The organism is Desulfovibrio sp. (assembly GCF_009712225.1).
Classification (GTDB): domain Bacteria; phylum Desulfobacterota; class Desulfovibrionia; order Desulfovibrionales; family Desulfovibrionaceae; genus Desulfovibrio.
Genome location: NZ_WASP01000003.1, coordinates 410,111 through 433,689 on the forward strand (window position 1 = coordinate 410,111; position 23,579 = coordinate 433,689).

The 23,579-nt window shown below is 59.5% G+C and carries 20 protein-coding genes; 8 read left to right on the forward strand and 12 right to left on the reverse strand.

The window, feature by feature from the left end; translation table 11 throughout:
- Window positions 1-185 precede the first annotated feature (185 nt).
- Window positions 186-587, forward strand: a complete 402-nt coding sequence (locus F8N36_RS03035) for a cupin domain-containing protein (RefSeq protein ID WP_291331259.1) — start codon at window positions 186-188, stop codon at window positions 585-587.
- Between the two features lie 757 nt (window positions 588-1,344).
- Here the strand turns inward: F8N36_RS03035 and F8N36_RS03040 are convergent.
- The gene (locus tag F8N36_RS03040; RefSeq protein WP_291331260.1) at window positions 1,345-2,019 is read right to left on the reverse strand and encodes a hypothetical protein; all 675 of its coding nucleotides are present in this window, start codon (window positions 2,017-2,019) and stop codon (window positions 1,345-1,347) included.
- 198 nt (window positions 2,020-2,217) lie between these two features.
- Here F8N36_RS03040 and rfbF point away from each other — a divergent pair, with 198 nt between their 5' ends.
- The 4 genes from rfbF (at window position 2,218) to F8N36_RS03060 (ending at window position 5,701) form a co-directional block, all read left to right on the forward strand.
- Window positions 2,218-2,982, forward strand: coding sequence for a glucose-1-phosphate cytidylyltransferase (gene rfbF / locus F8N36_RS03045; protein ID WP_291331261.1), 765 nt, complete (start codon window positions 2,218-2,220; stop codon window positions 2,980-2,982).
- A gap of 129 nt (window positions 2,983-3,111) precedes the next feature.
- Entirely contained in the window at window positions 3,112-4,227 is a 1,116-nt protein-coding gene (gene rfbG, locus F8N36_RS03050; protein WP_291331262.1) for a CDP-glucose 4,6-dehydratase, read from the forward strand.
- The gene (locus tag F8N36_RS03055) at window positions 4,227-4,724 is read left to right on the forward strand and encodes a dTDP-4-dehydrorhamnose 3,5-epimerase family protein (RefSeq protein ID WP_291331263.1); all 498 of its coding nucleotides are present in this window, start codon (window positions 4,227-4,229) and stop codon (window positions 4,722-4,724) included. The genes rfbG and F8N36_RS03055 overlap by 1 nt, the downstream gene beginning before the upstream one ends.
- Window positions 4,724-5,701: a prenyltransferase gene (locus F8N36_RS03060; RefSeq protein ID WP_291331264.1), complete on the forward strand. Its 978-nt coding sequence runs from the start codon at window positions 4,724-4,726 to the stop codon at window positions 5,699-5,701. The genes F8N36_RS03055 and F8N36_RS03060 overlap by 1 nt, the downstream gene beginning before the upstream one ends.
- Window positions 5,702-5,848: 147 nt before the next feature.
- Here the strand turns inward: F8N36_RS03060 and F8N36_RS03065 are convergent, their stop codons facing one another.
- The 11 genes from F8N36_RS03065 to F8N36_RS03115 form a co-directional block, all read right to left on the reverse strand.
- Entirely contained in the window at window positions 5,849-7,201 is a 1,353-nt protein-coding gene (locus tag F8N36_RS03065) for a sodium:alanine symporter family protein (protein ID WP_291331265.1), read from the reverse strand.
- A 378-nt stretch (window positions 7,202-7,579) separates the two neighbouring features.
- The gene (locus tag F8N36_RS03070) at window positions 7,580-8,497 is read right to left on the reverse strand and encodes a DMT family transporter (RefSeq protein WP_291331266.1); all 918 of its coding nucleotides are present in this window, start codon (window positions 8,495-8,497) and stop codon (window positions 7,580-7,582) included.
- Between the two features lie 142 nt (window positions 8,498-8,639).
- Window positions 8,640-9,554, reverse strand: coding sequence for a D-alanine--D-alanine ligase (locus F8N36_RS03075; protein WP_291331267.1), 915 nt, complete (start codon window positions 9,552-9,554; stop codon window positions 8,640-8,642).
- The gene (locus tag F8N36_RS03080; protein ID WP_291331268.1) at window positions 9,517-10,179 is read right to left on the reverse strand and encodes an HDIG domain-containing metalloprotein; all 663 of its coding nucleotides are present in this window, start codon (window positions 10,177-10,179) and stop codon (window positions 9,517-9,519) included. The genes F8N36_RS03075 and F8N36_RS03080 overlap by 38 nt, the downstream gene beginning before the upstream one ends.
- Before the next feature lie 147 nt (window positions 10,180-10,326).
- Entirely contained in the window at window positions 10,327-11,613 is a 1,287-nt protein-coding gene (locus tag F8N36_RS03085) for a lytic murein transglycosylase (RefSeq protein WP_291331269.1), read from the reverse strand.
- A gap of 84 nt (window positions 11,614-11,697) precedes the next feature.
- Entirely contained in the window at window positions 11,698-12,390 is a 693-nt protein-coding gene (locus F8N36_RS03090; RefSeq protein ID WP_291331270.1) for a helix-turn-helix domain-containing protein, read from the reverse strand.
- A 36-nt stretch (window positions 12,391-12,426) separates the two neighbouring features.
- The gene (locus tag F8N36_RS03095) at window positions 12,427-13,275 is read right to left on the reverse strand and encodes a protease modulator HflC (RefSeq protein WP_291331271.1); all 849 of its coding nucleotides are present in this window, start codon (window positions 13,273-13,275) and stop codon (window positions 12,427-12,429) included.
- Window positions 13,275-14,438: an FtsH protease activity modulator HflK gene (gene hflK, locus F8N36_RS03100; protein WP_291331272.1), complete on the reverse strand. Its 1,164-nt coding sequence runs from the start codon at window positions 14,436-14,438 to the stop codon at window positions 13,275-13,277. Before hflK ends, F8N36_RS03095 begins: the two co-directional genes overlap by 1 nt.
- A 441-nt stretch (window positions 14,439-14,879) precedes the next feature.
- Complete coding sequence (locus F8N36_RS03105) at window positions 14,880-15,137, reverse strand: hypothetical protein (protein ID WP_291331273.1); 258 nt, start codon at window positions 15,135-15,137, stop codon at window positions 14,880-14,882.
- A 72-nt stretch (window positions 15,138-15,209) separates the two neighbouring features.
- The gene (locus tag F8N36_RS03110; RefSeq protein ID WP_291331274.1) at window positions 15,210-15,788 is read right to left on the reverse strand and encodes a hypothetical protein; all 579 of its coding nucleotides are present in this window, start codon (window positions 15,786-15,788) and stop codon (window positions 15,210-15,212) included.
- Window positions 15,788-16,810 (reverse strand): glycosyltransferase, encoded by a 1,023-nt coding sequence (locus tag F8N36_RS03115; RefSeq protein ID WP_291331275.1) that lies wholly within the window; start codon window positions 16,808-16,810, stop codon window positions 15,788-15,790. The genes F8N36_RS03110 and F8N36_RS03115 overlap by 1 nt, the downstream gene beginning before the upstream one ends.
- A gap of 176 nt (window positions 16,811-16,986) precedes the next feature.
- On the opposite strand from F8N36_RS03115, the gene F8N36_RS03120 reads away from it, so the two are divergent.
- From F8N36_RS03120 to F8N36_RS03130, 3 genes are all read left to right on the forward strand, one after another.
- On the forward strand, window positions 16,987-18,069 hold the full coding sequence (locus F8N36_RS03120; RefSeq protein WP_291331276.1) for a glycosyltransferase family protein: 1,083 nt from the start codon (window positions 16,987-16,989) through the stop codon (window positions 18,067-18,069).
- 200 nt (window positions 18,070-18,269) lie between these two features.
- Window positions 18,270-19,553 carry a DNA repair exonuclease gene (locus F8N36_RS03125; protein ID WP_291331277.1) on the forward strand — a complete coding sequence of 428 codons (1,284 nt, stop codon included), beginning with the start codon at window positions 18,270-18,272 and terminating at the stop codon, window positions 19,551-19,553.
- Complete coding sequence (locus tag F8N36_RS03130) at window positions 19,553-23,530, forward strand: AAA family ATPase (protein ID WP_291331278.1); 3,978 nt, start codon at window positions 19,553-19,555, stop codon at window positions 23,528-23,530. The genes F8N36_RS03125 and F8N36_RS03130 overlap by 1 nt, the downstream gene beginning before the upstream one ends.
- Window positions 23,531-23,579 lie beyond the last annotated feature (49 nt).

Sequence of the window (23,579 nt, forward strand, 5' to 3'; positions counted from 1 at the left end):
AGCCAGATAGCGATGCTCTAGTTGGCGTGTAGAAGCAATTCGTTACCATATTCCACCACCAGCTATCCCCGATCTTTTTCCTTCAAGCAACATCAGCAATAACACGCGGTGTTGAATGCTCTTCCCTAACGCGCTAGGCTCAAGACAGAACCATACAACCTCTTGCCAGCGACACGGAGGCACGCATGAAAATCACCAAGGTGGGAACCCAGCCGTCTATCAAAGGCATCGCAGAACGGTACACGGGTCAGGTGCGCGTTGACCCTCTGGTTCCCGAACCCAACACCCCTTCACGAGTAACCTCAACCCTCGTAACCTTCGAACCTTCGGGCCGCACCCGCTGGCACCGCCACCCCCTTGGGCAAGTGCTCATCGTCACCTCTGGCAGCGGCTACGTGCAGTGTCAGGATGGCCCCGTGCAGCGAATCAACCCCGGTGACGTTGTCTGGATTGAACCCAACGAAAGGCACTGGCACGGCGGAACAGCAACAACTGCCATGTCCCATGTTGCCATTCAGGAAGATCTTAACGGAAGCACCGCTGAGTGGTTTGAAGAAGTAAGCGAGAGCGAATACGGGAAGGAATAGGCTGGCTTAGCCTCCTGGAGGAGGGAGGAGCCTTTGATCTTTGCGGCCCTTCGAGCACGATTTTTCGCCGTCCGGCCAATCTTGGGATGCTTGCGCGGCGCGCAGCAAGGGGGGGCCGGTTCTGGGGCTGTGCCCCCCTTGCATCCCCCCGAAGCACCTCCTAAGAACATTTTCAATTTCCGTAGAATGGTGAAGGCACGCGTCTTGTGCTGCGAGCGCTTCCCTCACTCGCTGCTCTCGCTCAGGTGATCTCCCTCCGCGACGCGTAACTGCTACACTCCGCTCCCGCCTTGGATGAAATTCTGCTTCAGCCCAATACCACGCATAATTTTGACGGTTGAAAAATATTCTTTGACCTGCCCTTCGCCACCACGAACGTTCTGCCCTTCAGCGCTTGCCCCTGAACAATTCACCCGTCACTTAACGATTCTCTACTTTTCGCCTTTTCAGCTGCCCGTCACCGACCATTCCCGCCTTTGGCGTTTCTGCCTTTCGCTGCCCACCATCAAAAGCAGGTCGTGGTGTCCCCTTCCTTAAATTCGCCAGAGCGCAGCGAAGGCGATGGCTGGTGTTGGCCGAATTTGCAAAATACGCGTTTTTCTGGCCCGACAAGGAAAAATCCTGCTTTTGAGCCCAGCGTACTCATGTACGTGAGCATCAAAAACAGGATTTTAACGCCGTCAGGCCAAAAAAGACGTTGCGTAAATGCGGCTGACAGGCTCTCCCCGCGCCGCAACGCTCTCATCTCTTGCTTTTCCTAAATCTTGCTTACGCCGTCTTTGTCAGCGCGATTCCCTGGCACAGGCGTCTTCTCGGGCGCTTCATGCGGCGTGGGCGCCACAGGCGCAGGCTTGGCCGGAGCAGCCGGAGCCTTCTGCATCGCATATTCGCGGGCAGTGGTTTCCATCACGGCCTGGCCAACCACCAGCCACTTCTCGCCAACCTTACGCAGGGCAAGCCAGCTGGTCATGCGGGCGGGCGTGGTAACCTGCGCAATGGCCGCATCGTCACCAAGCTCAACAACTTTGGCACTCTTCAGACTTTCAGGAACCCACGGGCAATCAGGGGTATCAGCCTTGGCGCACTGCGCCACCAGCTCGCCCGTGCTCACACCGCGCATGTACTGCTTCTGCAACCGGGCCTGCATGTCCACCACGCTGCCCAGCAGATCTTCCATACCGCCCAGGCCAAGCATGCGCCCCATGGAATCAAGGGCATTGAGAGCCTGGTCTTCGCGAGTCATATTTTTAATCTGGTTGGCTGCAAAAGGCTTCATGTCCAGTTGCGCCAGAAAGGCCCCGCCATCATTTTTGTTCAGGGCATCAGCCACGTCGTTCAGGGCCTTCTGCGGGCCAGAAGTAACGCAGGCCGCAACCAGTGCGCCCAGCAACACAACCAGCGGCAACAGCAAAGCTCGACGAAACAACTTCATAACTACCTCTCTTGCACTCAAAGTTCGGGTTTGAACGCTTTCTGCACAGTCTACTCCGCACGGCGACAAATGCAAAGTGCCCCCCTCGCCGCAACAAGTGCCCTGGCGGGGCTTTTTTTCCTCGCGCCATTCTGCTACACATGGGCCACACGCCGCGAACGGAATATGCCCATGAAACGCGGCGGCAGGAGGCTTATAATGAAAGTCATCATCATGTGCGGGGGCAAGGGTACGCGTCTGCGCGAAGAAACCTCGGTCAAGCCCAAACCCATGGTTGAGATCGGCGGTCGGCCCGTGCTCTGGCACATCATGTCCATCTATGCCCGCTTTGGCTTCAAGGATTTTATCCTGCCCCTTGGCTACAAGGGCGAGGTCATCAAGCAGTATTTCCACGACTACAATATCCGCAACACGGATTTTACCGTTGACCTCAAAAGCGGCAACATCACCACCTACCCCAATCCCATTGAGGACTGGCGCGTGACCCTGTGCGACACCGGGCAGGAAACGCAGAAGGGTGGCCGCCTCAAGCGCGTGGCCAAATACATCGATACCGACCGCTTCATGGTTACCTACGGCGACGGCGTCGCCGATATCGACCTGAACAAGCTCATCGAATTCCACGAGCAGTCTGGCAGCATGGGCACGTTCACGGGCGTGCGCATGCCCTCGCGCTTTGGTACGGTGCGCACTGATGCGGACGGCAAGATTCTTTCGTGGGAAGAAAAGCCCGTGCTGGACGAATTTATCAATTGCGGATTTTTCGTCTTCAAGCGCGAGTTTCTTGACTATCTTACCGAAGACGAAGCCTGCGATCTGGAAAAAGAACCTCTGCAACGCCTGGCGGCGGAGGGGCAGCTTTCCATGTACCCGCACCCCGGCCAGTGGCAGTGCATGGACACCCTGCGCGACTCCATCAAGCTCAACGAGATGTGGGACGCAGGCAAGGCTTTCTGGATATAACCGGCTGTTTGCCAACACGTATTTACACGGCTTCGGCTGCGGGCATGCCCGTGGCCGAAGCCCGCTTCACCGCCTGAAAATTTCCTTTCCGCGTCAGTCTGCGCGCGAAAACCCCAACGAGGAACCTACATGTTTGCCAACGCATATAAAGGACGCCGGGTCTTTGTAACCGGTCACACGGGATTCAAGGGCTCATGGCTTGCGGCATGGCTCACCCAGATGGGCGCAGTGGTCGGCGGTTTTTCAGACTGCGTGCCCACCACGCCCTCGCACTATGACGCCATGAACCTCGGTGCGCACCTCGAAGCCGACGTGCGCGGTGACATTCGCGACCGCGAGGCCATGGTCAAGGCCATGCGCCAGTTCCGGCCCGATGTGGTCTTCCATCTTGCGGCGCAGGCTCTGGTGCGCAAGTCGTACGACGACCCGGCCATGACATTTGAAGCCAACATGATGGGAACCCTCAATGTTCTTGAGGCGGTTCGCGCCTGCCCCGAAGTGCAGGCTGTGATCATGATTACCTCTGACAAGTGCTACCGCAATGACGAGCTGGTCTGGGGTTACCGCGAAACCGACCATCTCGGCGGGCACGATCCCTACTCCGCTTCCAAGGGCTGCGCAGAAATCATCGCCCATTCGTACTTTGAAAGCTTTTTCAAGGAAGGACCCGCCTGCGCCACGGTGCGCGCGGGCAACGTGATTGGCGGCGGCGACTGGGCTCTTGACCGCATTGTGCCCGACTGCGCGCGTTCGTGGGCGGCGGGCCAGCCTGTGCAGATCCGCAGTCCGTGGGCCACGCGCCCCTGGCAGCTGGTTCTCGAGCCGCTTTCCGGTTATCTGTGGCTGGGCGCGCGCCTGCTGCTGGGCCTTAACGAGCCCTTCAACCTGCGCGGTCAGGCCTACAACTTTGGCCCAGCTGCCGACGTAAACAATACCGTGGCAGAAGTGGTGGAAGCCCTGGCCCTGCACTGGCCCGGCTTTACCAGCGAGATGGACAAGAAGGGTCAGGCCGGCATGAAAGAATGCACCCTGCTCAAGCTCTGCTGCGACAAAGCCCTGGCCCACCTCAACTGGAAGGCCACGCTCACCTTTGACGAAACCATCCGCTACACCGCCGAATGGTACCACTGCTTCTACAAGGGGCAGGAAGGCAAGCAGGCCCGCAATATGCTCGACTTCACCCTTGGGCAGATCGCGGCCTACGTCAACGCCGCCGAGCAGCGCAATCAGGTTTGGGTAAAGTAATGAGTACGTCAGAAATGACTTTGCAGGATGTGGGCATTGCTGGTGCACTGCTGCAACCGCTGAAGGTCATTTCCACAGAGGGTGGGCCGGTGCTGCACATGTTGCGCTCCGGCTCGCCCCTGTTGCCAGACTTCAGCAAGGGCTTTGGCGAAATCTACTTTTCAGAGGTGCTGCCCGGCCACGTCAAGGCGTGGAAGCGCCACACCCTGCAGACGCAGCACTTTGCCGTGCCTGTGGGCCAGCTGAAAATTGTTCTGTTTGACGACAGGCCCGGTTCAGAAACGCGCGGCACCGTGCGCGAGCTGGTTCTGGGCCGCCCGGAAAATTACGGCCTGCTGCGTATTCCGGTAAACGTGTGGTACGGCTTTGCGGCCATGGGCGATGCCCCGGCGCTTATCTGCAACTGCGCCGACATTCCCCACGACCCCACCGAGGGGCTGAAACTTCCAGTCAACGACCATTCCATTCCTTACAAGTGGAGCGAAGGAGGCGTGTAATGCGCTGCGGCGATCTGTTGCGCGAGGCATGGGTTCCCCGCCCTGCCGAAGCTGCAAAACTATCCTTACGCCAGCATATCAGGGCGTGGTGGCAGGCCTGCCGCCCGCCCTTTTTCATTACGGCGGCCATTCCCGTAACTCTGGCCCTTGCCCTCGGCTTTCGGCTGCAGGGTAGCATAAACGCCGCCCAGTGGGCAAGCTATGCCCTGCTGCTGGCGGGCTGTTTTATGGGGTTGACCATAGCCAATCTGGCAAACGACCTCTTTGACCACATTCTTGGCGTGGACGGGGGCGACAATATCGGCGGTTCACGCGTCATCCAGTCGGGGCTCATCAGCCCGCGCCAGCTTTCCATTGCCCTGCTGCTGCTCACACCGGCCACCCTGGCCGTGGGCGGTGCGCTGATCATGGGTCTGGCCCCGGCCTTGCGGCCTGCGCTGTGGAGCTTGAGCCTGTTTGCCGTGTCCTCTGCCGTGTTCTATGTGGCACCGCCCCTGCGCTATGGGCACCGGGCGCTGGGCGAAGTTTTTGTATGCCTCAACATGGGTTTTATCATGGTGGGCGCCAGCACCACCCTGCTGCTTGGCCGGTTCGAGCCTTGCAGTCTGGCCCTTGCCCTGCCCGTGGGGCTCATGGTGGCAGGGGTGCTGTACTACCAGAGCCTGCCCGAAATCGAAACAGACCTGGCGGCGGGTAAACATACGCTGGCCAACAGGCTTGGCAAGCGTCAGGCTTTTCTGGTTTTCCGGCTGTGGTGGCCTGCTGTGTGGATACTGCTGCTCAACCTGTGGGCGGCTGGCCTTGCAGGCTGGCCTGTGGCCCTGTGCCTGCTGGGTTTGCCCTTTTATATTATCGCCTGCGGGCGCATCCGCGCGGCTGGGCAGGGCGACTGGCTGCCGCTGGACGCGCACGGACATCTGGTACGCAAATGCTACCTTATCAGCGGGGCGGCCCTCATACTTGGGGTATTGCTGTAAGATCTACATATCCCGCTAACAAAACGGGGCATTCCTGCTTGCGGCCCATGCCACGGTCAGGAATGCCCCTTCTGCAAAACTGCAGCAGCGTCAGGCCGGATTAATCCGGCCTTTTTTTTCGTTTGTTCGATCGCACGTGCGCCTGCATTACTGAAAATATTTCTTTGTTTCCGCTATGACAACGGGGCTCAGCACAAGCAACGCCAGCAGGTTGGGGAATGCCATGAGGGCATTGGTGATATCGGCCATATACCAGATAGGCCTGATCGACAGGTACGGTGCAACAGCAACACACACTATGTAAAGGATTTTGTAGGCCATCACGTACTTCACGCCATCTGTCAGATACACCATGCAGCGCTCGCCGTAGTAGTTCCAGCCAATAATTGTGGTAAATGAGAAGAACACCAGACCAATGGACACCACGTACATGCCCATGTCGCCAGACATGCCCGCATTGAATGCGGCATTGGAAAGAATGCCGCCGTCAAGCGATGAGCTTTCCAGCAGGCCCGAGGTAATGATTACGAGCCCGGTCATGGTGCAGATGACAATAGTGGTAAAAAACACGCCCGTCATGGCAATGAGGCCTTGCCGTACGCCAGAATCAGACTTGGCCGCAGCCACCACAATGGGGGCGCTGCCGAGCCCGGCTTCATTGGTGTACACGCCCCGGGCGATGCCTGTGCGCATTGCGGTCATTATGGAAACAATCACGGCGCCAGTGGCGCCGCCAGCAACCGCGGTCGGCTCAAATGCAGACTTTACAACCAGGGCCAGAGCTCCGGGCAGCGCCGCAGACTGGTTGAACAGCACATATGCCGAAGCGGCAACGTAAAACGCCGCCATCAGGGGCACAACATACTCTGCCACACTAGAAATGGATTTTATGCCGCCAATAACAACAGCGGCCGTGGCAATGGTTACCACCGCGCCAACCAGCGGGATCGGCACGTTAAAGGCATTGCTGACAGATTCTGTAATCGCGTTGACCTGCGGAAACGTGCCGCAGCCCATCAATGCAGTTACTGCGCCAAAAAATGCAAACATCTTGGCAAGCCACTTCCACTTCAGCCCCATGCCCTGCTCTATGTAATACATGGGGCCGCCAGCCACCTCGCCATTTTCGTCGATGGAGCGGTATTTGATGGCCAGCACGCCTTCGGCATATTTTGTGGCCATGCCGAGGATGGCCGAAACCCACATCCAGAATAACGCACCGGGGCCGCCTACACGCAGGGCGGTGGCCACGCCAACAATGCTGCCAGTTCCTATGGTTGCGGCAAGGGCGGTGCAAAGCGAGGCAAATGCGGAAACGTCGCCCACGCCCTGCCCCTCTTCTTTTTCAAAAATATAGCGGATGGCCTTGGGGAGATGCACAAACTGAAGAAACCCCAACCGAAGGGTGTAATACAAACCGGTAATCAGAAGCAGGATCATGGTTGGGGGACCCCAGACAATTTCCTGTATCTGTTGCAGCACGCCAATAAAACTTTCCATGTGACCCTGATCTTGCTTGAATGAATGTTGAGTGTTTTTATGCGCCAGCAAACCAACACTGTTGTCAATGGATGTGCCAGACCTTGCGCCAGACACATCGCCGCAACAGCAATAAGTAATATTGCTCCAAAAATACGTCGGGCAGTCGTGATAAGCGACTTTTTGCCTTTTCGCAACACCCCTGCCCAATTACTGCAGGCATAGTCGGGCTGCCTGCCATAGTATTATGGTGTGCGGAGATATGCCCATTGCCAGAGAGCAAGCCCATGTCGCTCATACACGGCGGGCGCACAAGATAAAAAAAGGGATGCGGCTGACCGCATCCCAAGCAGTGAAACGAGTGTGCTCCTGGACCAAAATACAGCAGGAAGTGTGCCTCTAGCGGCGCAATGGCTCCGCTTTTTTCAGCAGGCTGAAACTGCGCATTTCAGATATTGCCAGTCCCAACAGGGTCAGGGCAGTGCCTGCGGCGGCCATCAGGGTGATGCGCTCGTGCAGCACCAGCACTGCCGTGATGACCGTGACTACGGGAACAAGATAGATATAAACACAGCTCTTCACCGCACCAAGGCGCTGGATGGCGAATGTCCAGGCAACAAAGCACAGGGCCGACGCCCCCAGCCCCAGAAACAGCAGGTTGGCACTGTTGGTGAAATCAGCCAGCCGCTCAAGATTCCACGAAAAATCCATTAAGGGCAGAGCGGGCAGCATGAACAGAAGCCCGTAAAAAAAGCAGCGCCGCGTAACCTGCAGGCTGTTGTAGCCAAAGGCCATGAGCTTGCGTGTGAGAATGGAATAGCCCGCCCACGAAAGCCCGGCCAGTACAGCCAGCACATCGCCCACGGGATTAAGCTGCAACTGGGTGCTGCCGCTGAAGCTTATGAGGCCAATGCCCAGCATGGCCGCCACAAAACCCAGAAAAAAGTTCAGACCGGGCCGTTCGGCCCGCAGCAGCCAAAAAGCCAGCAGGCCCGCAAAAAAAGGCGAGATGGCCACAATCACGCCCACGTTTGAGGCAAAGGTGTAGGTAAGAGCTATATTTTCAAGCAGAAAATAAAGCGTCACACCGCACAGGCCCGCACAGGCAAACAACACTTCCTGCCGCCTGTCTGTGAGCCGCAGAAAGCGCGGGCAGGCAAGCCACAGGGCCGCGTAGCCCAGCAAAAAACGAAAGAACAGTATCTCTACTGGCGAAAATGCCCGCAGCAATACCTTTGTGGAAATAAATGTGGTTCCCCACACAAGAATACAGAACAGGGCAGCCAGATGCCCCGCAAAAGCCTTGCTGTGCGTCATTGATCACCAGAATGTGCGTCTGCCCATGTGTGGGCGCGCCAATGTGCAGGGGCGGCGGTCAGAGAACCGCGGCATGCTGGCAGCGGCCAGCATGCCAGCCTATTGTCCGGGCCGTCCGCCTGAGACGGACGGCCCGTAGGTATCAGTTGCGGCGCTGGCCAGCCAGCCCGAGCTCAATGAGCTTTTCGAGCAGCTGGCCAAAATCCATGCCCACGGTGCGGGCCTCGCGCGGCACCAGGCTTGTGGCCGTCATGCCCGGCAAGGTGTTGACCTCAAGTATGGCAAGGCTGTCGTCGGCCCCCAGAATAAAGTCGGCCCGACTGTAGCCCCGCAGGCCAAGGGCCTTGTGCGCTGCAAGAGCCAGCTCCTGCACCCTCGCGGTGAGGACCTCGCTGATGGGCGCGGGGCAGATTTCACGCGCGCCGTCCTTGGCGTATTTGCTTTCGTAGTCAAAAAAATCACCTGCCACGGGCTCGATCAAAATGGGCGGCAAAGCCGTATCACCCAGAATGCCGCAGGTTACCTCGCGTCCAGCCAGCACGGGCTCGATGATGACCTCATCACCCACATCAAAAATGCCTTTCAGCACGGCGTCAAGTTCGGCGCGATTGGCCGCGCGGCCCATACGCAGCGAAGAGCCGCCAGTATTGCTTTTGACAAACAGTGGGTACGGCAACGAGGGCTGCCAGCCAGCCTCGGGGGTGCGGGGCAAAAATTCCCAATCTGCGGTGGGCAGGCCTGCATGGCGAAAAATCTGCTTGGCCGCGCTTTTGTTGAGCGCCAGGAATGAACCCGCAGGACCGGAACCCTGGTAGGGACAGCCCACGCGCTCCAGCATGGCCTGTACCAGACCGTCTTCGCCGGGCGCGCCGTGCAGGTTGATAAGCGCAAAATCGTGTGCAGCGGCGGTTTCAAGCAGGCGATCAAAGCCCGAGAGCAGGTCAAAAAACGTTACGTTGTGGCCGCGCTCAACCAGCGCCTGCTGCATGGCGTGCGCACCGTTGAGCGAAACTTCGCGCTCAGTCGACCACCCGCCCGCAATCAAAAGAATTTTCATGTAGGGTCCATCCCAGCTGCGCCTCAAGGGCGCTTTCAATATTTTTTCCCTGCTTGTAGGCCACGCCAATGCCCTCACGCGAGGTCGCGCTGCGGCCATAGCGTTCAAGCAGGTCTTCGTACCGCTCTTCAAGCGTAACGCAGCTGTCGTGCCGGATGCGCTTGTCCGCGTAGATGACAAAAAACGGCAGGGAACAGATTTCCGGCCCTTGGGGCAAGGTCCACGGCCACCACACATGCATCATCACCCCCTGGGCGATGGCGTAGTTTCCGGTTTCGGCCACTGTCCAGGCTGCGCCAACCTGCGCATGGCTGCCGCCGTGCTTGACGCAGTAGGTTTTCGCAATGTCGTGCAGCAGGCCGCCAGCACGCACCTCTGGCACGCGCACGTCAAAGCCCATATCTGCTGCCCGCTGGGCAAGAACCGTGGCCACATGCGCAACCAGCAGCGAATGCCGCCGAATGTTGGGAAACATGGCGTACTTGTCCCACAGGGCAAAGCAGGCGGTATCGTTGGGCACGGGCCGCAGGGCACCAGCACGGCAGAGCGATGGCAAAGGGGGCAGGTCGGCCAGCGGTCGATTGCCTTCTGTCAGGGGGGGCTGCGCGGTGGAAGTGGTGTTCATCGTCAAAGTATGCCACTGCAAAACCGCGATGGCAAGATTCACACACCCAACATGTGGAGCAGCCATGCGTACGCCACAAACCAAGGCCATCACGCAGCCTGTGGCAGCGGGATGGCCTTGATCATTTACAACAGGTACGGGCTGGCTTTACTGGCCCTGCACCTTGCCATTGGACGGCTTGGCCGGAGCTGGCTTGGTCTTGGCCGGGGCGGTCTTGCCCGGAACAGCCTTGGCTGCTGCGGGTTTTGCCGGGGCTGGCTTGGCCTGTGCAGCCTTGGCGGCCTCTGGCGAGGGCGCGCCGTTCACCATGTCTGACAACGCCAGAATGGTGTTGGCGTAGATGCTCGCATGGTTATAGGCCATGAGCAGCTGATGCTGCCGAGCCCGGGGCTGGCCTGGCTGCCAGCCATGCTTTGCCAGATAGTTTGAAAGACTGGCCACGGCATCGGGTATGGTGAACAGGTCAACCTTGCCGTCACCGTCGCCATCCGCGCCGTAGGTGGCGATGTTGGAAGGCATGAACTGGCACAGACCCACAGCACCGTAGATGGAGCTGGGCAAATGGTGCGGATCAAGATTGTCGCGCAGCATGTGCTCCACCAGGGCCTTAACTTCCTTGTAGGCCCAGTCGGCCCGTTTGGGCATGATTTCGGCAAACCAGTCCAGATGTTCCTCGTAGCCGGGCATGCGCGACAACCATTCGGGAATATCCGAGGGCTGACGCGTCACCGCCATGCTGGCGAGAGTGTAAAAAGCGTTTTCTGGCACATCGGCCAGTACCTTGCCCAACCGGGTTTCCACAAAAAGCAGCGAAACCGCGATAGACGAAGGCACGCCATAGCGTGCGCTGGCCTGATCAAAGGCACGCTTGTTCTGGGCCACAAAATCGCGGCACAGCTGGGCATTGGCCTCGGTCAGCACGCCCTTGTAATACTGGGCGGCCGGGGCGGTGGACGGAGGCTTGGGGAAAAACTTGCGGTTGTACAGCTCGCGCATTTTTCTGCCCATGGGCGACTGCGTGGGCGTGGCGCTGAGCGTAGCCAGCAGTGCATCCACACGCGGGCCGGAAAGCCCGTCAGCCGCAAGCCGTGCGGCAAGGGGCTGCCACGCTGGCGCTATCCCCCCGGCCATAGCTGCTGGCTGTGGCTGGGCTGGCGCATACGAGGGCGCGTAAGCGGGCGTGGTATTTTGCGCGGGTGCGCCATAACCGTAAGGCTGCGCCTGTGGCTGGCCGTAGGTTGGGGCACTGTTGCCCCCGGCATAACCGGGGGAAACAGTGCCCTGAGAACCTTGCGGCGAAACAGGCTGCGCGGTATACGGCGTTGTATACGACGGCGTCCCCGCAGCGGGAGAAGACGGCAGGTCGTACGACGTTATGCCGTCACCGCCGCGCGCGGGTGAAGAAGCCGTTTGCGCGCCACTGCAGGCGCACAACAGCAAGCACCCGGCGATGCTACAGACCGACCAGACCTTCCTGCACAAAGTATGAGCGGCCAAAGCCGACTGTTGCATCATTGCCTATACTTCCTGTAGCACCCACGCCACGCGGCCAAGCATGCGCTTGGTCAACAGGCTTGCCGGAAGCTGCGTTTCAGGAAAGGCCGCAGCCTCCGAACGCAGCACATAGCCATCCTGTGTGCTGTTCAAAAAGACCCTGCGCAACACCAGCCCCTCATTGGGGGCAAAGATGGCGTACACACGGCCAGAGACCACGTCTGTATCCATGGTATCCACGCCCACATGCGCACCCTCAAAAATAAAGGGAGCCATGTTGGCACCGCGCACACGCAAGACCTGAAGGCCATCACGCGTAAGCGAAAGAGGCAGTGAGATTTTTCCCGCTAGGGCGAGTGCGGGCCGAGGAGCGTCATCGCTGTATACGCACTTGGCATCATAAACCGAATGGATACCACCACGGGCCATGGCATCACCATAGTGGGCAGCAGTTTCGGCGAGGGCGGCAGGCGCGTCTTCGGGCACGTATCCCTGCTCGGTGCGAAGGTACATGGGGCCAACACCCTGCTTGAGCCAGTCGGGGTTGAGGCCGAACTTCTCAAACAATTTCATGAACCAGTCACCAGGCACGGAATTGCGCCTCTTGGCATCAGAGATACTGGACTGACGGATGTCCAGTACTTCGGCCAGCTCAACCTGAGTGCGGCTGTTGGTGGCCAGTTTGATGCGCTCATAAATCTCTGTAAAACCGGGCATAGATCTTCGACTCCTAGCGTGGATGTGACCCACGCATCAACGTTGCTGATTGAGCAATGGCGTTTCGTTAGAAAGCACCATTTTACTGTTCTCTTTTAATGACTTGCGCATGGCATCAAGCCAGCGCTGGTACGCGTAGAACTGGGGGGCCTTGTTATAGGCCTGAGCGTATGCCGCTGCCGCTTTGGCATCGCCCTGCCCTCGTTCAATCTGTGCAGCGCGCGCCGCCTCTGCCAAGATAACTGCGCGCTGACGGTCGGCGTCCGAGCGAATACGCGTGGATTCCTCTTCGCCTTCCGAACGATACTGTTTGGCCTGCCGCTCGCGTTCGGCCCGCATGCGACCAAAGATCGCGCGCTGGTTTTCTGGCGGCAGGTCAGTGCGCTTGATGCGCACGTCCAACACCTCTACCCCGTAGCCATGCATAAGGTCGGAAACCTTGTTGGTCACTTCCTTCATAATGGCCGCCCTGTGCGAAGACACTACCTCTGTAAGGGTGTATGCGCCCACAAGCGCCCGCAACTGTGAGTAGACAACGTCGTCCAGTCGAGCCTGCGCCCCGGGGATAGAACGCATGGTGCGGTAAAACTGCAAGGGATCAATAATCTTCCAGCGCGCGTAGTTGTCGAGCACAATGGCCTTCTTGTCTACTGTAAAGGCCTCACGCGAGCGCGCCTCATAATCCAGCACGCGGGCATCGAAATAGACCACGTTCTGGATAAAAGGAATCTTGAAATGCAGACCGGGGCCATAAACCTGCGAAAGCGGTTCACCCAGCTGCAATACCAGGGCTTTCTGCGTCTGGTGCACGGTAAAAAAGCCCTGCGTGCCTACGACTAGAACTACAAGAGCAATCAGGGTCAGGGCTAAGGGATTTCTGCTCATTATTTTTTCTCCAGCGTCTTGGGCGATGCGGGAGCGCCGAGACCGGGCAGGGTAAGGTAAGGTAAGGTACGCCCGGCGGTCGGGTTGTCCATAACTACCTTTTCACCCGCGTTGGAAAGAATTTCTTCCATGGCTTCATAATAGAGGCGCTGTTCTGTCACCTTGGGAGCCTTGTCGTGCTCGATGCGCAGGGCATCAAAACGGGCGGCGTCACCCTCTGCGGTGCGCAGGCGCGTGGCGCTGTAGGCCTCGGCATCGTTTACCATGGCGGCCGCCTGGCCTCTGGCCTTGGGCAGCAGCTCGTTGCGATAGGCCTCTGCCTCGTTGATGATGCGGCTTTTGTCCTCTCGGGCGCTGGCAACATCCTTGAAGGCGTCAATAACTTCCTGCGGCGGATGCACGTCCTGCAGCTGCACGGCCAGCACCTGAATGCCTGCGCCGTAGCGGTCAAGCACGGTCTGCAGCAGGTGGGTGGCCTCGCTCTGGATTTTCAGCTTGCCGTCGGTAATGGCCGAATCGATCAGGCTGTTGCCGATAACTTCGCGCATGGCGGCCTCGGCGGCGTTGCGCACAAGGGCTGCCGGAGCGGTGACGTTAAAAAGGTACTCCACAGGATCACTGATTTTGTACTGTACGCTGAACTGCACGTTGACGATGTTTTCGTCACCCGTGAGCATGGAGGCTTCTTCGGGAACGGTGCGCACCTGTCCTTGCTGGAAGGTGGCCGTCTGTCCCACAGAGCGGAAGCCAACCTCGCCGCGCAAAACCTGGGTTACCTGCGGTTTGTATACAGATTCGATGGGTGTGGGCCACGCATAGTGGGGGCCAGGCCCCTCTGTGCGGTTATATTTGCCAAAACGCAGTACAACGCCCTGCTCGTCGGGGTTGATGATGTATATGCCAGAGAGAAGCCACAGCCCCACAATAGCAAAAACAACAACAAAGATGGCCCGACCGTTGGGAAAACGCATACGGGCGATCTTGGCAAACGGATTTTCGTCGCCGCCGGGGCCGCGACCGTTGTTGAAGGGAGTGCGCCTGGCGCGTGGTGCTTCTTCTTCCTGCTCGGTGTCGTCAGAATCAAAATCCTGCGGCTGCCGTGGCGGAGGGTTAGAACCTTGCTTCTGCCGTTTTTCCTGTAGTTTGTCCCAGTCCCAATTCATAAGGCAAACGTGTCCTTTAATAAATGGCAACACCGTGACCGATCACTCCTGATCAGTCACCTGGCCACGTAGGAATTATTGAAGAAAATAGAGTTAAGCATGGCACTACTGCGGTGAGAACAACATGACTTTTTACCCTTTCTAAACGGGCATCTTGTATAATATAGACACATTCGTGAACAAAGTCAATACAACATGGTAATTTAGTATGTTTTAAAAGCACCAATACATAAATTACAAGCAATTGTAATTGAAAAATCAGGGCAGACCCGCTACCCGTTTGTGAGGATCAGTTCAAAGGCTGAGAAAAAAGCGTGCTGATCATTTTTCTCCACGCAAAAACAGGATTGCGCAAACTCTGCTTACGCTAGCGCATAAATAGGTAATGAAGAAAAAAGGCTTACCACAGGGGGCTCGCACTGTCAGGGCAAACCCAGATTGTTAGTAAGCTAATGAAACAGCGGCGTTTTTGTCCCTGCTTACACTAGGACTGCGCAGAGCTGTTCCCGCCAGGGGTACAACCCGCATGGCGCTTACAACGTCTGCTCGTACATCAAAACTGGGGGTGTAGGCAAGTTCTCCACTTTCGCCGAGACTCTCACCCCGCCAAAGCGTGACTGCAAAAAACAGCGCGCAACCGAGAAGAGCGGCGCTCAAAGCCATATAGGGAACCGACTTGACGCGATCCTGCCTGCTCATTGACGACTCCTTGCGGCAGCTTTTGCCGCCGTCAATTTTTCGTCAAAAGATGCAAAAACCGCGCCTGTAGGCCTATTGACGCAGGCGGGTGCACTCCTCGATTATACGCGTGAGCTCTTCATCATTGGGCAGTTCCTTAAGGCCGCTGCGCGCATGCCCCATGGCGCGTACATATTCCCCGGCATCCATCATGGCCCTGGCCATCATGCCAAAAATTGCCTTCTCGTCCCTGTAGTGCTTGAGAGCCTCCACAAAGCAGGCGTCAGCCTCTGTGGCCTTGCCCTCGGCCAGAAATTTTTTCCCGTCGCTGAAGCAATGGTCGAGGTTGAGTTTGCGCTGCAGTGCGGCCTGGTATTCCTCTTCTTTTTCCTGCCCTTTAAGTGCTCGGTAAACCTGCGAAAGCTGTTGCAGCACGTCCTTTTCCGTTCCGGGCGAATAGGTCAGCGCCGGTACCCCGGCGGCTTTCAGGTCCGGGTCGGCGGCAAGCTCGGCAAAAGCCGAGCGAAAATCCCCGCGCAGATCCAGCGGGGCGCTCTGCCCGCCCAGATCCTTGAGGGCTGAAATGGTCAAAAAAAGCGCTCTTTCCGTATCGTGACGCGAGCAGCAGGCCTTGGCCCGGCCCAGGTCTTCCCTGATCTTGCGTGCGTTCATTATAGCCCCTGATTGATTTTTGCGGCCTGGGCATGCTTGGCAAGCATCTGCCGCATTGCTTCTGCCGTGTCAGCATCCAGCTGATAAGACATGACATAATCTCTGAAACGATTGTTCAACCCCGCCGCCACTCCAGCAAGGTCGCGCTGAAATTCCTTGTACTCGCGCCTTTCACCCAGCCGCACCCGGCCCTGACTGTCCACATCCTCCACGGCATAGCGACGCATGGGAGCAAGTGAGCGCAGACCAGACTGGTAGAGAATCTTGTTCATGAACAGTTTGCCCATGCACAGGTTATCCCTGATGACCAGCTCCCTGTGCAGCCTGCGCTTGTCTATGCCGCGCGCCACGTAGGTCTGGCGGGCATCGTCGTCTTCCCTGATATTCTCGAAATAGTCAGGCCCAAGATAATAATACTGCGGCAGGCCCGCAGCCTGCATGCGCAGGCCGTAATCGCCGTCTTCGCCGCCGTAAAGGCCGTATTCTTCATTCCAGAAGCCCAGCTTTTCTGAAACAGCCTGCGGCACCAGCACGGCCTGCCCGGGCAGATTGCCCACGCACAGGCCCAGTTCTCCGAGCGGGGTCTGCTGGCAGCCAGGGGTTTTATGCAGCATTTCGCGGTTAAACGCGCCCCCAAGATTCGAGACAGGCTGCCCGTGGCTCCACAGGGCCAGCAGGTCACGCAGCCAGTGCCGCCGCACCATGGCCGTATCGTTATCAAGCTTCATGTACAGCGGCGCTGGCACAAGTTCCCAGCCCACGTTGGCAGCGCAGGCCACGCCCATGTTGCGAGGCAGCAGAAAAAGATTGTCTATGACCCCCTCGTCGCGCAGGCGCAGCAGGGTTTTTACCAGCTCCGGTTCGCTGCCGTTGTCCACAACTGTAATGTGAAACGGAACCTCGCGAGAGGTTTGGGCCAGCGCACGAACTGCGCTTTCAGTGGCTGCGGGCCTGTTAAAAACAGGAATGGTCACGTTACAGAGCGGCCCCGCCGGGCTCGCCCCTGTGCTGGGCTCGTGCATGTGTGCTCCGCTGGCGCAGCAGCGCCCACCGTCTGCCTTGGCAGCCGGCAATGTGGCAAGATGGTAGAGAACAGGCCCGCAGCCGTCAAGACAGGTAATTGACGCTCCCGCCCGGCGTTGGTAGGCTTGCCGCCGCAAAGCCTCCGCCTATTCTGCGGCAGGCGCAAAGGAGCACCATGGCGCGCGTACTATACGGCATTCACGGCACAGGCCACGGGCACGCCATGCGCGGCCTGACCATTGCCCGTCGCCTTTCACGGCACGAATTTCTTTTTGTGGCAGACGACGACGCGCCCAAAATTCTTGAGCCGGAATTTCCCGTGCGCCGCCTGCCCAATCTGGGCACGGTGTTCAAAAACTACAAGGTGGACATGGCAGCAACCATTGGCCGCGCCATTCCCCTGCTGTTGCACAGGCAGCGCTACATTGACCAGGTTTCGCGTCTGATCGACGAATTCAGGCCCGATGTCTGCATGACCGATCTTGAATACTTTGTGCCGCGCGCAGCCGAAAAGGCGGGCATCCCCTGCCTGACCCTCGACCACCAGCACATCATCACCTGCTGCCAGCACAACCTGCCGCCCAACATGTGGTGGGATACATTTGTGCAGGGTCTTACCCCACGCTACCTTTTTCGCCCCACGGCAGAGAACCTCATCATTTCTTTTTACGCGCCGCCGGTGCTGCCCCAGTACAAGGCGCGCGTGGCCCCGCCCATTCTGCGCGACAGCGTGCTTGCCCTCAACCCGCGCGACGACGGCCACGTGCTTGTGTATCAGAGCAATTCAACCCACCGTAAACTTGTGGACTTTTTGCGCGCCGCCACGCGCAAGACCTGCTATGTTTTTGGTTACGACCGCACAGAAGGGCAGGAAGACAACGTGGTCTTCATGCGCAAGAGCGAGGAAGGGTTCCTTCGTCTGCTCGAAGGCTGCTCCTACGTGGTTCAGGGCGGCGGGCACACCCTCATGGGCGAGGCCCTGCACCTTGGCAAGCCCATACTTACCCTGCCCCTCAAGGCCATGGTGGAACAGCGCTTCAACGCCCTGTACATCGAACGCCTGAATTACGGCATGCAGGCCGACATGCATACCCTTGAGCCTGAGCTGCTGCAAAAGTTCGAGGCCAACCTGCCAGCTTACAAGGCCGCCATTGCCGCCGGCAATTTCTGCGGCAACGAAACCGTTTTTGGCCTTGTGGACCACTTTATCCGCAACGGTTCCCTGCCAGTGCACGGCAACCCCGCCGTACAGGAATAGGCACAGCCCCTGCCCAAGGCCGCCTTTACACCACGAGGGGCTGACCGACATTATCGGTTGGCCCCTCGTGGTATTTTGCATGATTCGCTTCTGCATCCCCTTGGCAGGTATCATAATTGGGCGCTGCGCTTGTCATTTATCTTGAAAAAGTCTAGATTTCAGCAATATTTTCCCTCCAATCCATAAACAGAGGCTTTCGCATGGACGGCATCCGCTATATTCACGCCGCCGATCTGCATCTGGACACGCCGTTTCAGGGGCTTTCCCGCTCGGCGTCACAGGGCGCACATCTGGCGCGTCTGCTGCAAGAGGCCACATTCAAGGCCATGGAACGCCTGTTCCGGCTGTGCGAAACAGACAAGCCGGATTTTCTTATTCTTGCGGGCGACGTATATAATGAGGAAAACCACAGCGTAAAAGCCCAGCTCAAACTGTGCGACGGGTGCCGCCGCCTGCGTGATGCCGGTGTGCGGGTTTTTCTGGCGCACGGCAACCATGACCCCCTTTCGTCGCGCCTTGCAGCCGTGCAATGGCCCGACAATGTGACCATTTTCGGACCGGATGCCGAAAGCCATACCATTGAAAAAGACGGCCAGGTGGTGGCCGTGGTGCATGGCATCAGCCATGCAAAAATCAAGGAAGGCCGCAATCTTGCCCGCATGTTCCGCCGCAGCCAGCAGCACCAGTGCTTTCAGCTGGGCGTACTGCATTGCACGGTTGAAGGGCAGAGCAAGGCCGACCGCTATGCCCCCTGCTCGCTGGACGACCTAAAAAATACAGGGCTCGACGCCTGGGCACTGGGCCATGTGCACGAGCGGGCCACATTGAGCACGCAGCCCTTTGTTGCCTATAGCGGTAATTCGCAGGGGCTGCACATCAACGAACCCGGTCCGCGCGGCTGCCTGCGCGTTACGGCCAGCCACCAGGCGGACGGCACGTTTGCCTGCCGCGAAGATTTTGTGCGTCTTGGGCCTGTGCAGTGGGCCAGGGTGCAGGTTGACCTGGACGACGTGGCCGACCTCAACGAGGTGGAACGCCGCACCACCCTTGCGCTGGAACAGGCCGCCGAAGCCACCGACCCCGGCTGCGAAGCCCTGATCGCCCGCGTGGTTCTGCGTGGCCGCACCCCGCTTGATGCGGCACTGCGCGACTCGGTCAATCAGGAAGATCTGGCCGAAAGGCTGGCCCACCTGCAAACCTCCACACCCAGTGTATGGCTCAAGGACATGCTGGCAGAAACCAGCCCAGCCATCGACCGCGAGCAATACCTGCAGCGCGAGGATCTGCTGGGCGAGGCCCTGCGCCTGGCCGACCGCATGGCGCAAGGCGGCGACACCCTGCACGATGTGGCCGCGCCAGCTCTCAAGCAGCTTTATGAACACGGGCAGTTACGCCACATTCTCACTCAACCCGACGATGAGCGCATGCAAGCCCTGCTGGAAGAGGCCGAACGCCTGTGCACCGATCTTCTGGAGGCCCGCTGATGTATATCCAGTCCTTCCACATGGACGGTTTCGGCATTTTTTCGGACGTGAGCGTTGAAAATCTTTCGCCGGGGCTTTCCATCTTTCTGGGCGAAAATGAAGCGGGCAAATCCACCTGCCTTGAATTTTTGCGTACCATGCTCATCGGCTACCCCGACCCGCGCAACAAGGAATACAAGCGTATTCCCGGCCCCCTGCGCGGCGGCCAGCCCGGTGGCAGCATGGATCTGCAGGCTGATGATCGCGGCCTGCTGCGCCTCACCCGTCGCCCCGGCAGCAACGGCGGCGTGCTCACCCTCACCGATGCCCAGGGCAAACCGCTGGAGCCAGACATGCTGCGGCAGATGCTCTCTGGCGTGAGCCGCGACGTGTACCGTAATGTCTTTGGCTTCAGCCTTACCGAGCTTGAGGACCTCAACAGCCTCACCGACGAGGGCGTGCGCAATGCCCTGTACGGCGCAAGCTTTGGGCCGGGGCTGCGCTCGCCCGGCGAGGCGCTCAAGCTGCTCGACAAGCAGGCCGACGAAATTTTTAAAAGCGGCGGCAGCAAGCCCGCCCTCAATGCCGCCCTGCGCCAGCTTTCCGAACTGCGCCAGCGCAAGGCCCTGCTGGAGCAGGAATGCGCGGGCTACGACAGCATGGCCATGGACCTTGCCGAAAAACGCGAGGCCCTTGCCAACCTGCGCCACCGCAAAGTGCAGCTTGAGGAAGAACGCCGCGTGCTCGAGCGCCGCCTTGGCGTGTGGCTGCAATGGAACGAATGGCGCATGGCCGGTGCGCGCCTTGAGCGCATCAACCCTATCAGCGCGTCCTTTCCAGAAAACGGCAGGGAACGGCTGGCCCGCGCGCAGGAAGCCCGCGAGGGTTGCGAACGCCAGTGGGCCGCGCAGATGGAAAAACTCAGCCGCCTGCGCCAGCGCCGCGATGCCATTGAAATCAACCAGCCCCTGCTGGAAGCCCTGCCCGCCCTGCGCCGTATGGCCGAGCGTAAAAGCGGCTTTCGCCAGGCGCTTGGAGCTCTGCCAGCACAGGAAGAAGCCCTGCTGCGCGCGCAGGACGACCTGAACCGTGAACTTTCGCGCCTTGGGCCAGACTGGACATGCGACCGCATCCGCACCACTGACCGTTCGCTCTTTGCCCGCGAAGATCTAGAACGTCAGGGCCGGGAAATGCGCACCGCAGCGTCTGCCCATCAGGCCGCTGTGGACAGCCTGACCCAGAGCAACCGCGAGGTTGAAAGCGCAGAGCGCGAGGTTGCCACCAATACGGCAGCACTCGACCTGCTGCCCGCACCGCCCGCCGCACTGGACGACGACGCCCGCGACAGCCTGCGCCAGGCCCTTGCCCGGCAGGAGGAAGGCCGCCGCCAGCGGCCCTTGCGCCAGCGCGCCGTGCAGGAAGCAAAAACCACATTTTCCCGGGCGTTCAATCCCCTGCGGCTGGTTGTCAACGGCGCAGCAGACAGCACTCAGGCCGAGTCCCTGCTCGATTCCCTGCTTGCCCGGCAGGAGGAAGCCATTGCCCTTGCCGCAGACGTGCAGGAAAAAATGCACCAGTGCGACGATGCCGCACAGGAAGTACGGCAGGCCGAGGAACAGGTGGCTGCCGTCAAGGCCCGCACCGAGGCACTGCGCGAGGAGCAGCGCCACGCCAATGGCCCCAGCCGCGAAGACCTGGACGGCCAGACCCTTGCCCTGCGCAAATTGCGCGCCCTTTCGGCCACCCTTGCCACCGAGCGCGAAAGGCTGGACGAGCTTAACACCCGCATTGGCAACGAACCACCGGTTTCGCGCGTAAAAAACATCCCGCTGCTGGTGCTGGGCATCGCATTTTTTCTGGGCGGGGCCGCCATGCTGCTGGCATACTGGCGCATGGGCCTCACCAGCATTGCCCTGTCACCCGGCCTTGATCTGCCCGTGAGCCTGTGGTCCGGTTACCTCATGCTGCTCTGCGGCGTGGGCTTTCTTGCGGGCGGCGTGCCGCACAACGGGCCAGAGGCCAAACGCCGCAAACAGGAACAGATTCAGCTGCTCGGAAGGCGCGATGCCTGCGCCGCCCATGTGGCGGAACTGGACGAACAGGCCAGCCAGCTTTGCGCCGCTGCAGGCGTGCAGAGCATGGACCTGATAACTCTTGAAGCACGCGAAGTTCTGCTGGAACACGAGCGCGAACAGTGCTTTGAAGAAGAACGCGCCCGCAAGGACATGGACGAACTCAAGCACGCCATGGATATGGCCCGCACCGAGGTGAGCAAACGTCAGGCCGTACGCGCCGAGGTAGAAGGCATCGTGCAGCAGACCCGCCGCCGCTGGCACGAATTCATGCTGGCCCTGCATGTGGCCAATGTTCCCTCGCCAGAGGGCGCATCGGCCTTTTTTGCCCGCGCGGAGGCCGCCCGCCTTGCCTTTGGTGCTGTGGCGGCAGCAGAAGCGGAACTGCGTTCACTCGATGAAGACCTGCATCAGACAGAAGCCCGCATGCGCCTGGTGCCCGCCGTGGCCGAGCGTCTGCCCGCCAATGCCGATTCCGACACGCTGGCCGAGGCCGTGCGTCAGGTGCTTGAATCGTGCCGCGAGGCCGATGCCGCGCGCGAATTGCGCATCAAGGCCGAAGCCGCGCTGCAAAATTCGCAGAGCGAGCTGCAACGTGCCCGCACCCGTCAGGCTGAGGCCAGCGCAGAGCTGCGCGTGGCGCAGGAAAGGCTCAACGAGGCCCGCAGCCAGTGGGCCGCCTGCCTGAAGGACCTTGGCCTCGGCACAGACCTTGACCCCGAAACCGTGCGCGAAGCCCTCAAGTACATGGAAAACTGCCTCGCAGCCGAGGCAGCCGTGCAACGCGCCCAGTCGCAGCTCACCCAGAGCCGCACAGAGCTGACCGCCCTGCGCGACCCCCTGCAGGCGCTGCTGGCCGAGCTTGGCTTTGCCCTGCAGCACGATGCGGACAACCAGCCCGACTGGCTGCTCAGTCTTGATGCCGCGCTGGAGGCGGCTGAGGCCATGGCACAGGCCAACAATCACCGCAGCAGCCTCGCAAATGAAGTCACCGAAATGGAAGACGAAGCCCGCGCCGCAGAAGCCGCCCTTGAAAGCGCCCGCGGTGCGGAACGCTCGCTGCTGGCCATGGCCGGGGCACACGACGCAGAGGAATTTTTGCGTCAGGCGGCCCTGCACGAAGAACTGCGCGCCCTCACCCTGCGTCGGCAGGATCTGGAAGACGCCCTGCGACTGGCGGCAGACAAAACCCCCTTGCAGGAGTTTATCGATTCCTTCGGCCATGAAGATCAGGAAAGCCAGGAGCGCCGTAGCGCCGCCATTGGCGAAGAGCTTACGGCCATACAGGAACAGGAAGAAAACCTTGTCAAAAAGGTGGGCGATCTGGGCAACAAGGTAGACGCACTCTCACGCACCGACGAGCTCTCGCAGCTGCTCCAGCAGGAGGCCGCACTGGTGGAAGACATGGAGCGCATGGCTTTTGCCTGGAGCCGCATATCCCTTGCCAGAAGCATACTGGAAACAGCCAAGCGCACTTTTGAGCAGGAACGCCAGCCAGAGGTCATCCGCATCGCCTCCAGCATTTTTACCCGCATTACGGGCCAGCGCTGGCGCGGCATCAACGCCTCGCTCGAAGACGCCAGCCTTGCCATACTGCCCACCCAGGGCGAGCCCATGCAGCCCGAAAATCTCAGCCGGGGCGCGCGTGAGCAGGCCTATCTGGCCCTGCGCCTCGCCTACATCAAAAATCACGCACTGCACGCTTCGCCCCTGCCCGTCATCATGGACGAAGTGCTGGTCAACTTTGACCCTCAGCGAGCCGAGCGCACGGCGAGGGCCTTTGTGGAACTGACTGGCGGCGGACAAGGCAAGGCCCACCAGCTGCTCTACTTTACCTGCCAGCCGCACATGGCCGAGCTGCTGCGCAGGGCAGAGCCGCAGGCGGCGCTGTTCCACGTAAAAGACGGCAGCATCAAGGCCGCATAGAGCCAAACCATATACCTTCTGCACACTGCGGCGGGCGTTTCACCGAAAC